General features: G+C 72.6%; 16 protein-coding genes. 10 read left to right on the top strand and 6 right to left on the bottom strand.

Annotation, left to right across the window (positions count from 1 at the left end):
* Window positions 1-11: 11 nt before the first annotated feature.
* Window positions 12-329, bottom strand: coding sequence for a hypothetical protein (locus tag OG736_RS47325; RefSeq protein ID WP_442817217.1), 318 nt, complete (start codon window positions 327-329; stop codon window positions 12-14).
* On the opposite strand from OG736_RS47325, the gene OG736_RS27495 reads away from it, so the two are divergent.
* The 6 genes from OG736_RS27495 (at window position 253) to OG736_RS27470 (ending at window position 4,874) form a co-directional block, all read left to right on the top strand.
* On the top strand, window positions 253-909 hold the full coding sequence (locus OG736_RS27495) for a 50S ribosomal protein L11 methyltransferase (protein WP_442817195.1): 657 nt from the start codon (window positions 253-255) through the stop codon (window positions 907-909). The two genes, OG736_RS47325 and OG736_RS27495, sit on opposite strands and share 77 nt — an antisense overlap.
* Window positions 891-1,568: a two-component system response regulator AfsQ1 gene (gene afsQ1, locus OG736_RS27490; protein WP_028807033.1), complete on the top strand. Its 678-nt coding sequence runs from the start codon at window positions 891-893 to the stop codon at window positions 1,566-1,568. The genes OG736_RS27495 and afsQ1 overlap by 19 nt, the downstream gene beginning before the upstream one ends.
* The gene (locus OG736_RS27485) at window positions 1,565-3,226 is read left to right on the top strand and encodes an ATP-binding protein (RefSeq protein WP_442817083.1); all 1,662 of its coding nucleotides are present in this window, start codon (window positions 1,565-1,567) and stop codon (window positions 3,224-3,226) included. Before afsQ1 ends, OG736_RS27485 begins: the two co-directional genes overlap by 4 nt.
* Window positions 3,227-3,231: 5 nt before the next feature.
* A complete protein-coding gene (locus OG736_RS27480; protein WP_327187730.1) occupies window positions 3,232-3,849 on the top strand; it encodes a hypothetical protein in 618 nt (205 codons plus the stop codon).
* A gap of 175 nt (window positions 3,850-4,024) precedes the next feature.
* A complete protein-coding gene (locus OG736_RS27475; protein WP_327184776.1) occupies window positions 4,025-4,576 on the top strand; it encodes a VanZ family protein in 552 nt (183 codons plus the stop codon).
* A gap of 94 nt (window positions 4,577-4,670) precedes the next feature.
* Window positions 4,671-4,874, top strand: a complete 204-nt coding sequence (locus OG736_RS27470; protein ID WP_327184775.1) for a PspC domain-containing protein — start codon at window positions 4,671-4,673, stop codon at window positions 4,872-4,874.
* 86 nt (window positions 4,875-4,960) lie between these two features.
* Here the strand turns inward: OG736_RS27470 and OG736_RS27465 are convergent, their stop codons facing one another.
* A complete protein-coding gene (locus OG736_RS27465) occupies window positions 4,961-5,314 on the bottom strand; it encodes an ATP-binding protein (protein ID WP_327184774.1) in 354 nt (117 codons plus the stop codon).
* Window positions 5,315-5,452: 138 nt separating this feature from the next.
* Window positions 5,453-6,616 (bottom strand): adenosine deaminase, encoded by a 1,164-nt coding sequence (locus OG736_RS27460; RefSeq protein ID WP_327184773.1) that lies wholly within the window; start codon window positions 6,614-6,616, stop codon window positions 5,453-5,455.
* 113 nt (window positions 6,617-6,729) lie between these two features.
* Between OG736_RS27460 and OG736_RS27455 the strand changes: the two genes are divergently transcribed.
* Entirely contained in the window at window positions 6,730-7,503 is a 774-nt protein-coding gene (locus OG736_RS27455) for a prolyl oligopeptidase family serine peptidase (RefSeq protein ID WP_267018709.1), read from the top strand.
* A gap of 10 nt (window positions 7,504-7,513) precedes the next feature.
* Here OG736_RS27455 and OG736_RS27450 read toward each other — a convergent pair whose 3' ends face one another.
* Window positions 7,514-8,488 carry a LysR family transcriptional regulator gene (locus OG736_RS27450; RefSeq protein ID WP_327184772.1) on the bottom strand — a complete coding sequence of 325 codons (975 nt, stop codon included), beginning with the start codon at window positions 8,486-8,488 and terminating at the stop codon, window positions 7,514-7,516.
* A 63-nt stretch (window positions 8,489-8,551) separates the two neighbouring features.
* Between OG736_RS27450 and OG736_RS27445 the strand changes: the two genes are divergently transcribed.
* The 3 genes from OG736_RS27445 to OG736_RS27435 all read left to right on the top strand — a co-directional run bounded on the left by OG736_RS27445 (window position 8,552) and on the right by OG736_RS27435 (window position 12,223).
* Window positions 8,552-9,838, top strand: a complete 1,287-nt coding sequence (locus tag OG736_RS27445) for an MFS transporter (protein WP_327184771.1) — start codon at window positions 8,552-8,554, stop codon at window positions 9,836-9,838.
* A gap of 101 nt (window positions 9,839-9,939) precedes the next feature.
* The gene (dnaN, locus tag OG736_RS27440; protein ID WP_327184770.1) at window positions 9,940-11,055 is read left to right on the top strand and encodes a DNA polymerase III subunit beta; all 1,116 of its coding nucleotides are present in this window, start codon (window positions 9,940-9,942) and stop codon (window positions 11,053-11,055) included.
* Window positions 11,056-11,206: 151 nt separating this feature from the next.
* On the top strand, window positions 11,207-12,223 hold the full coding sequence (locus tag OG736_RS27435) for a sigma-70 family RNA polymerase sigma factor (RefSeq protein WP_327184769.1): 1,017 nt from the start codon (window positions 11,207-11,209) through the stop codon (window positions 12,221-12,223).
* Here OG736_RS27435 and OG736_RS27430 read toward each other — a convergent pair.
* Window positions 12,107-12,493, bottom strand: coding sequence for an STAS domain-containing protein (locus OG736_RS27430; RefSeq protein ID WP_327184768.1), 387 nt, complete (start codon window positions 12,491-12,493; stop codon window positions 12,107-12,109). The two genes, OG736_RS27435 and OG736_RS27430, sit on opposite strands and share 117 nt — an antisense overlap.
* Before the next feature lie 33 nt (window positions 12,494-12,526).
* Window positions 12,527-13,810, bottom strand: coding sequence for a thymidine phosphorylase (locus OG736_RS27425; RefSeq protein ID WP_327184767.1), 1,284 nt, complete (start codon window positions 13,808-13,810; stop codon window positions 12,527-12,529).
* Window positions 13,811-13,828 lie beyond the last annotated feature (18 nt).

The following is a 13,828-nucleotide window of genomic DNA, read 5'->3' as shown; positions in this document are numbered from 1 at the left end:
TGACCCGGCATTCACGACCACACGCGGACCACGCACGTCCAGCCCACGACCCCGTCCTCACCGGCCCCACCTCCCCCACCGGCCCCGCCACCGTCGCCGACGACCGGATGCGCGCCACCACCGCCCACCGCCTCGCCCGCGCGGGCACGTCCCTGGTGTGGCGGGGTGACTTCCAGGGCGCCCGCGCTCGGCGCACGCGTCCATCCCCACCACGGCGTCTTCGCGCCGACCCGGAGCGAGTACGTCGACCTCGTGGCGGACACTCCCCTGCCGACGACGGCACGGCGCGACCCGGCCGCGGCCGTCGCGTTCGACCTGGGCGCCGGCACCGGGGTCCTCGCGGCCGTGCCGGCCCGGCGCGGCGTCGGCCGGGTGGTGGGAACGGACCTCGGCCCGCGCGCCGTCGACTGGGCCCGGGACAGCGCCCGGCGGCTCGGGCTGGACGGGCGGATCGCGGTGGCTCCGGGGCTGTATCCGGGCGGGGGCGCCGCGTCCGGCCGCGCCGATCTCGCCGTCTGCGATCCGCCGTGGCTGCCCGGGCCGGCCGACCGCCGCCCTGGAACTGGGGGTGTACGACGAGGACAGCAGGATGCCGGGCGGGTTCCTGGCGGGTCTCGGGCAACACCTGCGGCCGGGCGGCGAGGGCCGGCTGATCCTGTCCGATCCGGCCGAACACCTCGGTCCGCGCACCCGCGAGGAGCTGCTCCGGCTCGTCGAAACCGCAGGTCTGCGGGTTGTGGGTCGTACCGGTGTACGGCCCCGGCACAGGCGTTCGCGGGATGCGTCCGACCCCCTGTACGCGGCCCGCGCCGCGGAAACCATCTCCCTCTGTCGCCTCACCACCGACCCACAGGTCGAACGACAGCCCCCTCATGGGCCAGAATGAGCCCGTGCCTTCCCTGTTGCTGATCGAGGACGACGACGCCATCCGTACGGCCCTGGAGCTCTCACTGACGCGCCAGGGACACCGGGTGGCCACCGCTGCCAGCGGTGAGGACGGTCTGAAGCTGCTGCGCGAGCAGCGGCCGGATCTCATCGTGCTGGACGTGATGCTGCCCGGCATCGACGGTTTCGAGGTGTGCCGGCGCATCCGGCGCACCGACCAACTGCCGATCATCTTGCTGACCGCGCGCAGCGACGACATCGACGTGGTCGTCGGGCTGGAGTCCGGCGCCGACGACTACGTCGTCAAACCCGTGCAGGGCCGGGTGCTGGACGCCCGGATCCGGGCCGTGCTGCGGCGCGGAGAGCGCGAGTCGAGCGATTCGGCGACGTTCGGCAGTCTCGTCATCGACCGCGCGGCGATGACGGTGACGAAGAACGGCGAGGACCTCCAGCTCACGCCGACCGAACTGCGGCTGCTGCTCGAACTGAGCCGGCGGCCGGGGCAGGCGCTGTCCCGGCAGCAGCTGCTGCGGCTGGTGTGGGAGCACGACTACCTGGGCGACTCACGGCTGGTGGACGCCTGTGTCCAGCGACTGCGGGCCAAGGTGGAGGACGTGCCGTCGTCCCCGGTCCTGATCCGTACCGTGCGCGGCGTCGGCTACCGCCTGGACGCCCCTCAGTGACACAACGGCAAGGGGGGCTCCGCGGCTGGTCCGCGGCGCGTAAGGGAAGACTTTCGCGGCTGCGTTTCACCAGCCTGCGGCTGCGGCTCGTCGTCGTCTTCGGGGCGGTGGCGCTGACCGCCGCGGTATCCGCGTCCGGCATCGCGTACTGGCTCAACCGCGAGGCCGTGCTGACCCGTACCCAGGGTGCGGTGCTGCGGGACTTCGAGCAGGAGATGGAGAACCGGGCGGGTTCGCTGCCCGAGCATCCCTCGCAGGACGAGCTCCAGCACACCGCCGGGCAGATGGCCAACAGCAGCCAGCGCTTCAGCGTGCTGCTGGTGGGCGAGGACTCCAGCGGCAAGACCGTCTACGGCAACTCGGGCGGCCTGAACGGGTTCTCGCTGGAGGACGTGCCCGGGGCGCTGCGTACGGCGGTGAACAAGCGGCAGGACGTCACGGGCGGCAACAAGTCGCCGTACCACCTGTACTGGCAGCGCGTCGTCGACCACGGAACGCCGTATCTGGTGGCCGGGACGCAGGTGAACGGGGGCGGGCCGACCGGGTACATGCGCAAGTCGCTGGAGCCGGAGGCCAAGGACCTCAATTCGCTCGCCTGGTCGCTGGGGATCGCCACCGGCCTCGCGCTGATCGGGGCCGCGCTGCTCGCGCAGGCCGCCGGGACCACCGTGCTGAAGCCGGTGCACCGGCTGGGCGTCGCGGCGCGGCGGCTCGGCGAGGGCCGGTTCGACACCCGGCTGCGGGTGTCCGGGACGGACGAACTCGCCGATCTGTCACGGACGTTCAACCGGGCCGCGGAGTCCCTGGAGAAGCGGGTCGCCGACATGGCCGCGCGGGACAACGCCTCGCGGCGGTTCGTCGCCGACATGTCGCACGAGCTGCGGACTCCGCTGACCGCCATCACCACCGTCGCGGAGGTGCTGGAGGAGGAGCTGGACGCCGAGTCGGGCAGCATCGACCCCATGATCGAGCCCGCGGTGCGGCTGGTCGTCAGCGAGACGCGGCGGCTGAACAACCTCGTCGAGAACCTGATGGAGGTCACCCGCTTCGACGCCGGTACGGCGCGGCTGGTCCTGGACGACGTCGATGTCGCCGACCAGATCACCCACTGCATCGACGCGCGCGCCTGGCTGGACGCGGTCGACCTGGACGCCGAGCGCGGCATCCACGCCCTGCTCGACCCGCGCCGGCTGGACGTGATCCTCGCCAACCTCATCGGCAACGCGCTCAAGCACGGCGGTTCGCCGGTGCGGGTGTCGGTGTCGGCGGCGGACGACGCGGTCGTCATCTCGGTGCGCGACCACGGGCCCGGCATCCCCGAGGAGGTGCTGCCGCACGTCTTCGACCGGTTCTACAAGGCGAGCGCCTCCCGGCCGCGCTCCGAGGGCAGCGGGCTCGGCCTGTCCATCGCGCTGGAGAACGCCCACATCCACGGCGGCGAGATCACCGCCGCCAACTCCCCGGAGGGCGGTGCGGTGTTCACGCTGCGGCTGCCCCGGGGCGTCCTGGAGCCGGCGGACCGGGGCGGCGAGGAGGACGACCGGGCCGTGCGCCCGGCGCCGTCCGTCCAGTCCATGCCCGTGCAGTCCGGGAAGTCCGTGCAGTCCGGGAAGTCCGTGCAGTCCGGGAAGTCCGCGCAGGACAAGGGGGACGCGTAGTGACCATGCGCCGTGCGACGGTACGACGGCTGCTCGCCGTGCCCGTGCTGGCCGGTCTGCTCGCCGGCTGCGGGATCCGGGCGACCGAGGTGCCGACCGACTTCGGGCCCGCGCCCTCCCGGGCGCGCTGCTCGCTCACCGAGCCGGACGTGACGTCACAGTCCGCACGGGCGGGCGTGCCGGTGCAGGTGTTCCTGCTGTGCGGTTCGTCGCTGGTGACCGTCGACCGGTCCGTGCGGGTGCCGGACGGCGCGGCGGACTTCGAGCGGCGGGTGCTGGTGGCGCAGGGCCTGCTCGACCAGCTCGCCGAGTCGCCGTCGGCGGGCGAGAAGGAGGCCGGGTACACGACGGACGTGCGCGGCGGCATGACGGTCGGCGGGCCCGGTGCGAAGGACCCCGACGACGCGCTGCGGCTGAGCACCCCGCCTGGCGACCTGACCTCGTACGCCCTCGCCCAGCTCGTCTGTACGTTCTCCGACTCGGCGGCGGCCGAGGGCGACGGCAAGGTGGTCCTGGGCGGCCCCGGATCCGACCCGCTGCGCCGCTACGAGTGCACCGACGAGGTCCGCTCCCGCCCCGGCAGCACGGAGCCCCCGTCCTCGGCGGTCACCGACAGCAGCTGACCAGGACCGGGCGTCCGGCCGGTGTGGCGGACGCCTCACGTGGCGCCCGGTGGCCGTGGTCGTCGCAGGTCACCGTCTGTCGGGAGGCGGTGGCGGCCGGGCGGGGCGGGTGACTCGTGCCGGTGTCGCGGGACGGGCCGGAACCGATCGTGCCGGGGGTCGCGTCTTGGGGGGCGTGCAGCGTCAAGGCTCCATCGGCGGCAGCGCCGCGATCCGCATCCGCGCGACCGGGATTCTCCTCCTGGCCGCCCATCTCGTGTTCGTCGCCTGGGTCGCGCTGCGCCCGCTGAACGTCCCCTGGGTGGTGCCGGCCAACCTCCATCCGTTCGACGGGATCCGGGCCGACCTGAGACTGGGCTGGCCCGAGGCGGCCCGGCGGATCGGCGAGGGGCTGGGACTGCTGGCCCCGCTGGGCTTCCTGCTGCCGCTGGTGCACGGCAGGATCCGGGTCTCGCCGCTCGCCTCCCTGATCCGTACGGTCACGGCGGGCGCCCTGCTGTCGCTGGGCATCGAGCTGTTGCAGACCGGGGTGCCCGGTCAGGTCGTGGATGTCGACTCGATGCTGCTGAACACCCTGGGTGTGGCGCTGGCGCATGTCGCGGTGGTGCCGGCGGCGCGCGCGTGGCTGCGCCGCAGGGACGAGCGCCGGGGGCGGGCCGCGGTCCGCCAGGAGGAGGCCGCTCAGGGTCTTACCCCGAGGATTCCCAGGGTCGGGGTCGCACCGTAGAGCGACGCTTCGTCCCCTTCGTCACCGTAGCGTGGAGGACAGATGGAGGGGCCGCAAGGGCCGCCTCCGGCAGACGCTCGCGAAGGAGCCGCAGATGTCCAGCCTCGCTCGCCCCACCCACGGCCGCATGATCGGCGGAGTGTGCGCCGCGCTGGCCCGGCGCTTCGGCACCTCCGCGACCACGATGCGCGTGATCTTCGTGCTCTCCTGTCTGCTGCCCGGCCCGCAGTTCCTGCTCTACATAGCGCTGTGGGTCCTGCTGCCGTCGGAGGACAAGGCGGCGCACACGGCCTGGTGACGGCCGTCCACAGCAACGCCGTCGGGGCGCGCCCGGTCTTTCCGGGTGCGCCCCGACGGCGTGTCGTGCGTGACGGGCGGTGCCGTTCAGCCCAGCGGGATGCCGTTCACCGGCAGGCCGTGCGTCGGCAGGCCCTTGAGCGGCAGACCACCGAGCAGACCGGCGACGGGCGCGGTGGGCCCCTCGGCGAGCAGCTTCTCGGCGACCGGCTGCGCGGCGGTCAGACCCGCACCGAGCGCCGGCTGGGCCTGCGTCAGCACCTCACCGGCCGCCGGCAGCGCCGAGGTCAGGTTCTCCGCCGGCAGCGTCCTGGTGACTCCGTCCAGGGCCTGCGTGGCGTCCGGGACGGCGGGGGCGGCGTTCGCGGCGCCCGCACCGACTGCGGCGAAGGCGGCACCGAGAGCGGCGACACCGAGGGTCTTGGCAGCAGACTGCTTCATGATGAATGCGTCCTCGAATGGGATACGGGGAACTGAGCGGTTCTCGACCGTAAACACGGAGGGGGGTCGGCGGCAAACATCGAAATGCGGACGGATGGTGAACACCCGCCCGCATTCCGTGCCCCGGAAAACCGCTACTCAGCCTTCGGTACCCGCAGAACCGCTGGTGGAGGCGGTCTGCTGGAACAGCCATTCGGACTTCAGCTCGGAATAGCCGGGCTTGATCACGTCACTGATCATGGCAAGTCGTTCATCGAAAGGAATGAATGCTGACTTCATAGCATTGACGGAGAACCACTGGAGATCGTCGAGCGTGTAGCCGAACGCATCGACAAGGTGCTCGAATTCCCGGCTCATGCTGGTGCCGGACATCAGACGGTTGTCCGTGTTGACGGTGGCCCGGAAGTGGAGCCGGCGCAGCAGGCCGATGGGGTGCTCGGCGTAGGAGGCGGCCGCTCCGGTCTGGAGGTTGGAGCTGGGGCACAGCTCCAGCGGGATGCGCTTGTCGCGGACGTAGGAGGCGAGCCGGCCGAGCTTCACACCACCGTCGGCGCCGACCTCGATGTCGTCGATGATGCGCACCCCGTGACCGAGCCGGTCGGCGCCGCACCACTGGAGGGCCTGCCAGATCGACGGCAGGCCGAACGCCTCGCCGGCGTGGATGGTGAAGTGGTTGTTCTCGCGCTTCAGGTACTCGAAGGCGTCGAGGTGCCGGGTGGGCGGGAAGCCCGCCTCCGCGCCCGCGATGTCGAAGCCCACGACCCCCAGGTCCCGGTAGCGGTTGGCGAGTTCGGCGATCTCCAGGGAGCGGGCCGCGTGCCGCATGGCGGTGAGCAGGGCGCCGACACGGATGCGGTGGCCGTTCTGCCGGGCCGTCCGCTCACCGTCCCGGAAGCCCTCGTTGACGGCCTCGACGACCTCTTCGAGGCTCAGTCCGCCGTCGAGGTGCTGTTCCGGCGCGTAGCGCACCTCGGCGTAGACGACACCGTCCTCGGCGAGGTCCTCGGCGCACTCGCGGGCGACCCGGACGAGCGCGTCGCGGGTCTGCATCACGCCGACGGTGTGCGAGAAGGTCTCCAGGTACCGTTCCAACGAACCGGAGTCGGCTGCCTCCCGGAACCAGATGCCGAGCTTGTCGGGGTCGGTTTCCGGGAGTTGGGCGTACCCGGAGTCCCGGGCGAGGTCGACGATCGTGCCGGGACGCAGCCCGCCGTCGAGATGGTCGTGCAGCAGAACCTTGGGTGCCCGCCGGATCTGGTCCGAGCTCGGGGTGATGCCCGCCTGGGTGCTCTGGCTCGTCATTTCCGCACTCTAACTCCTACGCGCGTAGACGGCGCGCTGTACAACTCCGCCGATACGTAACGGTGACCGCCCGGACAGGTGGAGTACAACGGCGCTTCTGACACTGTTCTGTCATGGCACAGGATGTGACGCCGGTTCGGACGGTCCGGCTGGGGAAGGCGCTCGGCCCCGCGCCGACGGCAGTGAGCGGGGTGGTGCTGCTGCTCCCGGGCGGCGAGGAGGTGTCCAGCCGGAGGCCGTCCGCCGTGTGGGCGGCCGCCTCCGTGCGGGGGTTGGGGCGCAGGCTGGCCCGGGCGGGACGCGAGGAGGGCCTCGCCGTGCACGCCGTGCACTACCGCTACCGCGGCTGGAACGGCAGCGAGGCGCATCTCGCGGCCGACGCGGCCTGGGCGGCCGACGAGGCCGTACGGCGTTACGGAGATGTCCCCGTGTGCCTGACCGGCGTCGACATGGGCGCGCGGGCCGCGCTGCGGACGGGCGGCCACGAGGCCGTCAACTCCGTGCTGGCGATCGCTCCCTGGCTGCCGGAGGAGGACATGGCCGCTCCACCCGAACCGGTGAAGCAGCTGGCCGGGCGGCGGGTGCTGATCGTGCACGGCACGAACGACGAGCGCTGCGACCCCGAGCTGTCGTTCCGGCTCGCGGCACGGGCGAAGAAGGCGAACCGGGACGTGTGCCGGTTCGAGGTGCACTCCGACGGCCACGGGCTGCACCAGTACCGCGGTGAAGTCCTCGCGCTGGCCGAGGACTTCGTGATGGGCGCACTGTTCGGCCGGGCGCTCTCCCGGCCGGTGGAGGACGCGCTCGCCGCGCCGCCGCCGCTGGGGCTGCGGATGCCGTTGGCCGTGGGGTTCGGCAGCTCGTTACGGCGCCCGGGCCGCCCGTGAGGCACGGCTCTCAGTTCGGCAGCAGGTTGCCCCTCCTCGACAACAGGAACTTCTTGAAGGCCGCCACGGGCGGGGTGTCCGGATGGCCGTCCAGCCAGGCCACGCCGATCTCGCGGGCGGCCCTCGGGGCCGTGACCGTCAGTTCCACCACTCCCGGGCGGGCCACGGCAGGCGGTGGCAGCAGGGCCACGCCCAGCCCCGCCGCCACCAGTCCGCGCAGGGTCTCGGCCTCCTCGCCCTCGAAGGCGATCCGGGGCCGGAATCCGGCCTCCTTGCAGAGGTCGTCGGTGATCCGGCGCAGGCCGTAGCCCGGTTCCAGGGTCACGAAGGTCTCGTCGGCGGCCTCGGCGAGGCGGACCCTTCGGCGGGCGGCGAGGCGGTGGTCGGCGGGGACGACCAGGCGCAGCTTCTGCTCGTCGAGGCGGCGGGCCACCAGGTCGGGGGCGTCCGGGACGGGGGAGGTCAGACAGAGGTCCAGCTCCCCCGCCCGCAGCCGCTCGAGCATCGCCTCGCCGTAGTTCTGGACCAGGCTGAAGCGGACGCGCGGGTGATCGGCGCGGAAGGCGTGGATCAGCCCGGGGACGGTCTCCGCGCCCATGGTGTGCAGGAAGCCGAAGGCGACCTTGCCGGTGGCCGCGTCGGCGTCCGCCCGGACCTCGTCGGCGGCCCGCTCGATCTCGCCGAGGGCGCGCTCGACAGAGGCGAGGAAGGTGCGCCCGGCGGGGGTGAGGGAGACCGTGCGGCCGTGCCGGGCGAACAGGTCGACGCCCAGGTCCTGTTCGAGGCGGACCATGGCCCGGGAGAGCGTCGACTGCGGGACCTGCATCTCCTGCGCGGCGCGCGTGACGTGCTCGGTACGGGCGACCCCGGCGAAGTACGCGAGCCTGGGGGCCAGCGTCCTCGCCATGTCCGCCGTGTCCGCCGCCATGTCTTCTGTGTCACTGGACGGTGACAGGCGAGCCTCTGACCTCTGCTGATGCACCATGGGAACGATTATGACGATTCCATGCATTGGACGGATGAGCCGGGGTGTACGTAACTTCGAGGCATGTCTCCCGCCAGTACCGGGGCGTCCACGATCGTGGGCGCCGCGTCCTCCGCTTCCGCCTCCTCCACTCCCCTCTCCGCCGACTCCCGTCTGGCCCCCGGCGGCCCCGGCTACCGCCGGATGAGCTTCGCGCTCTTCCTCGCCGGTGTGGCCACCTTCGCCCTGCTGTACTCCACGCAGGCGCTCCTGCCGCTGATCTCCGACGACTTCGGGGTGGCGGCGAGTCAGGCGAGCTGGACGGTGGCGGCGGCGACCGGCGGACTGGCGCTGTTCGTGCTCCCGATGAGCGCCCTGTCGGAGCGCTACGGGCGCCGTACGGTCATGACGGCCTCGCTGGGCGTCGCGGTCGGCGTGGGCATGCTGGTCCCGTTCGCGCCCTCGCTGGGCACGCTGGTCGTGCTGCGGGCGGTGCAGGGCGCGGCGCTGGCCGGCCTCCCGGCGTCGGCGACCGCGTATCTCGCCGAGGAGGTCCGGCCGAAGGCGCTCGTCACGGCGATCGGCCTGTTCGTGGCGGGCAACAGCGTCGGCGGGATGAGCGGGCGGGTCATCACCGGCTGGGTCGCTCAGGAGTGGGGCTGGCGGGTGGCCGTCGGAGTGATCGGCGCCCTCGCGGTGGCCTGCGCGATCGCCTTCCGCCTGCTGCTGCCGGCGCCGCGGCACTTCAAGGCGGGTTCACTGGCGCCCCGCGTGCTGATCGGCACGGTCCGCGAGCACCTCGCCAACCCGCTGCTGTGCCGCCTGTACGCGATCGGCGCGCTGTTCATGACGGTCTTCGGCGGCGTGTACACGGTGATCGGCTACCGGCTGACGGAGGCGCCGTTCTCCCTCCCCCAGGGCATCGTCGGCTCGATCTTCCTGGTGTACCTGGTGGGCACGGTGTCGGCGTCGACGGCGGGCCGGCTGGTCGGCCGCCTCGGCCGGCGCGGCGCGCTGTACCTGGCGGGCGGCACCACGGCCACCGGACTGCTGCTGTCGCTGGCGGACTCGCTGGCTCTGGTCCTGCTCGGGCTGGTCCTGATCACGGCGGGCTTCTTCGCGGGGCACGCGGTGGCCTCCTCGGCGGTCAGCAAGACGGCGACGACCGGCCGCGCCCAGGCCTCCGCCCTCTACCAGTCCGCGTACTACATCGGCTCCAGCGCCGGTTCCACGGTGGGCGCTCTGGCCTTCCACTCGGGCGGCTGGGCCGGCACGGTCTGCGTGGGTGTCCTGGCGGTGCTCGGCGTCGTGACGATCACGGTGTTCGGGACCCGGGCGGCCCGCCGGGAGACGCTGGTCGCCGCTCACTGAACGTCCCGCGGCCTTCCCGCGGTCCTCCCCCTGCTCAGGGCCGGTTGTCAGTGGTGGCGCATAGCCTCCGCGCGACGACCGGTACGAGCAGGGGGTTTTTCATGGAGTTCCGGATCGACCGCGGTGACCTCGCCGAGGCGGTGGCCTGGGCGGCCCGCGCGCTGCCCGCCCGTACGCCGGTACCCGTGCTGGGCGGTCTGCTGCTGGAGGCGGCGGCGGGCCGGCTGACCGTGTCGGGGTTCGACTTCGAGACGGCGTCGCGGATCGAGACCGACGCCGAGGTCGGTGCGGCGGGCCGGGTGCTCGTGCTCGGCCGCCGGCTCCTCGACATCTGCAAGGTGCTGCCGGACGGGCCGGTGAGCTGCGCCCTGGCCGGCACCCGGTTCACGGTCGAGGCGGGCGGCACCAGCTTCGGCCTGTCGACCCTCCCGCGCGAGGAGTACCCCACCCCGCCCGAGCCGCCGCGGGCGTACGGCACCGTGGACGCGGCCGCGTTCGCGACCGCCGTCGCCCAGGTCGCGGTGGCGGCGGGCCGCGACGACACGCTCCCGGTCCTGACGGGCGTCCAACTGCACCTGGACGGCGACGAGATGACGCTGTCGGCGTCGGACCGCTACCGGTACGCGGTGCGACGGCTGGAGTGGAAGCCGGAGGCGGCCGCCGAAGGGGTGGCGGAGGCGCTCGTGCCGGCCCGGCGGCTGCTGGACGTGACCCGGTCGCTGGCCCGGTCCGGGACCGTCCGGGTCGGGCTCGACGGGCCCTCGGGGGCAGGCCCGATCGGGTTCGAGGGCGGGCGGACGCGGACGGTGGTCCGGCGGCTGGACGGACGGCTTCCCGCCTACGGGAAGCTGTTCGACATGGCGGGGGCCGCGGTCGCCGAGGTGGACAGCGGGGCGCTGACGGAGGCCGTGCGGAGAGTCGCCGTGGTGGCGGAGGCGAACAGCCCCGTACGCCTGGACTTCTCGGCCGGATCCGTCCTGCTGCGCGCCGGGTACGGCGACGACGTGGCCACGCAGCGGCTGCCCGCCGGGCTGACCGGCGCCGAGGAGGTGACCGTGGCCTTCAACCCGGTCTACCTGCTGGAGGCGCTGACCTCCTTCGAGGCGCCGAGGCTGCGGGTGGAGCTGCTGGGCACGGGCCAGCGGGCGCTGCTCGGCGGGGCGGACGCGCCCGAGGTCCATCGGCACCTGCTGATGTCCGTGAAGCAGCTGGTCTGAGAGCACCCTTCAGACGCCTTGCACGTGCCGTCCACACGCCTTCTGCCTGGGCCTTTGCCAGCTCGGCGGGCCATTGTCAGTGGGCTGCGGTAGCTTCCGAAGTGCTGGGCGCGAAGACGCGTGACAGAACGGCCACAGGGGTGGGTGGACGATGGGCAACAGCACGGCGACGACGACCGACATCGACGTCGCACTGGAGAAGCACCGGACGGAACTGACCGGCTACTGCTACCGCATGCTCGGCTCCTCCTTCGAGGCCGAGGACGCGGTGCAGGACACCCTGGTCCGCGCCTGGCGGAGCTACGCGAAGTTCGAGGGCCGCTCCAGTCTGCGCTCGTGGCTGTACCGGATCGCGACGAACGTCTGTCTGGACATGCTGACGGCCGGCAACAAGCGGGCCCGGCCGATGGACCTCTCCGAGTCCACCCCGCTCGCCCGGGCGGCGCTCTCGCCCCGCCCCGACAACACCTGGCTGGAGCCGATGCCGGACGCCCGTGTGCTGCCGACGGTGGAGGACCCGGCGGAGGCGGCGGTCGCCAAGGAGTCGGTGCGCCTCGCGTTCATGGCCGCGCTGCAGCAGCTGCCGCCGAAGCAGCGGGCGGTGCTGATCCTGCGGGAGGTGCTGGCGTGGAAGGCGAGCGAGGTCGCCGAGCTGCTCGACACCTCGGTCGCCTCGGTCAACAGCGCGCTCCAGCGGGCTCGGGCGACCCTGTCCGAGCGGGAGACCGCCGGCGCGGACGCTGCGGTGTCCGACCCGTTGGACGAGGAGCAGCAGAAACTGCTCGACCGCTATGTGGCGGCCTTCGAGGGCTATGACATGACGGCGCTGACGGCACTCCTCCACGAGGACGCCATCATGACGATGCCGCCGTTCGACCTCTGGCTGACCGGCCACGACGACATCACGGGCTTCATGACCACGCTCGGCTCCGCGTGCGAGGGCTCGCGCCTGCTGCCGGTCCGGGTCAACGGCCTGCCGGGCTTCGCCCAGTACAAGCCGGACCCCGACAAGGGCGGATTCACCCCGTGGGCGATCCAGGTCCTGGAGATCTCAGACGGCCGCCTCACCGGGTTCCACTTCTACCTCGACACCCAGCGCTGGTTCCCCCTGTTCGACCTCCCCCTCCACCTCGAAGCGGAGACCGACGAGGTCGAGCAGGGCGCGTAGGGCCGGGTCGGGGGCACGCAGTCGTAGGTCTCCCCCGGCCCGCCGGGCGGCCAGCTGGAGCCGCGCCAGCAGGTCCACGGCGGTGAGCCCCGGCGGGCCGATGCCGGCGACGTCACAGACGACGACCGCGGCCCCGGTGGCCTCCATCAGCGCCCGTACGTCGTCGACGAGCCCGGTCACCCGGGGGCGGGTGACGGGGCCTGTCAGGGTGAACACGGGCGGTGTCGTCGATTCCACGATCGGTAGACCGGCGCGGGGCGCCCAACTCATCGAAAGCGGGCGATCCGCCGCCGGGCGACCGGTTCAGGCGATGCGCTCCAGCACCACGGGGGACGCGGTGAACCCGGTGCCGGCCGCGCCGATGTCGTACGAGCCGGTCACCGCCTCGAGTGCGTACGCGAAGCGCTCCGGGGTGTCCGTGTGCAGGGTCAGCAGGGGCTGGCCCGCCGTGACCGTGTCGCCGGGCTTGGCGTGGAGTTCGACGCCCGCGCCCGCCTGCACCGGGTCCTCCTTGCGGGCCCGGCCCGCGCCGAGGCGCCAGGCGGCGATGCCGATGTCGTAGGCGTCGAGACGGGTCAGGACGCCCGAGGCGCCCGCCGTCACCACGTGCTGTTCCTTCGCCGTGGGAAGCGGGGCGTCCGGGTCGCCGCCCTGGGCCGCGATCATGCGGCGCCAGACGTCCATCGCCGAGCCGTCGGCCAGCGCCTTCGCCGGGTCCGCGTCCTTCACGCCGGCCGCGTCGAGCATCTCGCGGGCGAGCGCGATCGTCAGTTCCACCACGTCCGCCGGGCCGCCGCCGGCCAGCACCTCGACCGACTCGCGGACCTCGAGGGCGTTGCCGGCCGTGAGACCGAGGGGGGTGGACATGTCGGTCAGCAGGGCGACCGTCTTCACGCCGTGGTCGGTGCCGAGGCCGACCATCGTCGAGGCCAGCTCACGCGCGTCCTCGATGGTCTTCATGAAGGCTCCGGTGCCGACCTTCACGTCGAGGACCAGGGAGCCGGTGCCCTCCGCGATCTTCTTCGACATGATCGACGAGGCGATCAGCGGGATCGCCTCCACCGTGCCCGTGACGTCCCGCAGCGCGTACAGCTTCTTGTCGGCCGGGGCCAGGCCGTCGCCCGCCGCGCAGATCACCGCGCCGGTCGTGTCCAGGACGTGCAGCATCTCCTCGTTCGACAGCAACGCGCGCCAGCCCGGGATCGACTCCAGCTTGTCCAGGGTGCCGCCGGTGTGGCCGAGACCCCGGCCGGAGAGCTGCGGGACCGCCGCGCCGCAGGCCGCCACCAGCGGGGCCAGCGGGAGCGTGATCTTGTCCCCGACGCCGCCCGTGGAGTGCTTGTCGGCCGTCGGGAGGGACAGCGCGGAGAAGTCCATGCGCTCACCGGAAGCGATCATCGCGGCCGTCCAGCGGGCGATCTCGCGACGGTTCATGCCGTTGAGCAGGATGGCCATGTTGAGGGCGGCCATCTGGTAGTCGGCGACCTCACCGCCGGTGTACGCGTCGATGACCCAGTCGATCTGCGCGTCGCTGAGCTCACCGCGGTCCCGCTTGGTGCGGATGACGGAGACGGCGTCCATGGCCATGGGTTTCCTTCCGGTGGT

The sequence above is a fragment of the Streptomyces sp. NBC_01334 genome (assembly GCF_035983595.1).
Classification (GTDB): domain Bacteria; phylum Actinomycetota; class Actinomycetes; order Streptomycetales; family Streptomycetaceae; genus Streptomyces; species Streptomyces coriariae.
The sequence above is the reverse complement of the archived record's forward strand: the minus strand, read 5'-3'. Positions and strand labels throughout refer to the sequence as shown.

Bases quoted from the DNA above. Each gene is read 5' to 3' on its own strand.
- OG736_RS27450 (WP_327184772.1), bottom strand. From the start codon at position 8,488: ATGGTGCATCAGCAGAGGTCAGAGGCTCGCCTGTCACCGTCCAGTGAC.
- OG736_RS27435 (WP_327184769.1), top strand. From the start codon at position 11,207: ATGGGCAACAGCACGGCGACGACGACCGACATCGACGTCGCACTGGAG.
- OG736_RS27445 (WP_327184771.1), top strand. From the start codon at position 8,552: ATGTCTCCCGCCAGTACCGGGGCGTCCACGATCGTGGGCGCCGCGTCC.
- OG736_RS27455 (WP_267018709.1), top strand. From the start codon at position 6,730: ATGGCACAGGATGTGACGCCGGTTCGGACGGTCCGGCTGGGGAAGGCG.
- dnaN (WP_327184770.1), top strand. From the start codon at position 9,940: ATGGAGTTCCGGATCGACCGCGGTGACCTCGCCGAGGCGGTGGCCTGG.
- OG736_RS27460 (WP_327184773.1), bottom strand. From the start codon at position 6,616: ATGACGAGCCAGAGCACCCAGGCGGGCATCACCCCGAGCTCGGACCAG.
- OG736_RS27425 (WP_327184767.1), bottom strand. From the start codon at position 13,810: ATGGCCATGGACGCCGTCTCCGTCATCCGCACCAAGCGGGACCGCGGT.
- OG736_RS27470 (WP_327184775.1), top strand. From the start codon at position 4,671: ATGTCCAGCCTCGCTCGCCCCACCCACGGCCGCATGATCGGCGGAGTG.
- OG736_RS27430 (WP_327184768.1), bottom strand. From the start codon at position 12,493: ATGAGTTGGGCGCCCCGCGCCGGTCTACCGATCGTGGAATCGACGACA.
- OG736_RS27465 (WP_327184774.1), bottom strand. From the start codon at position 5,314: ATGAAGCAGTCTGCTGCCAAGACCCTCGGTGTCGCCGCTCTCGGTGCC.
- OG736_RS27480 (WP_327187730.1), top strand. From the start codon at position 3,232: ATGCGCCGTGCGACGGTACGACGGCTGCTCGCCGTGCCCGTGCTGGCC.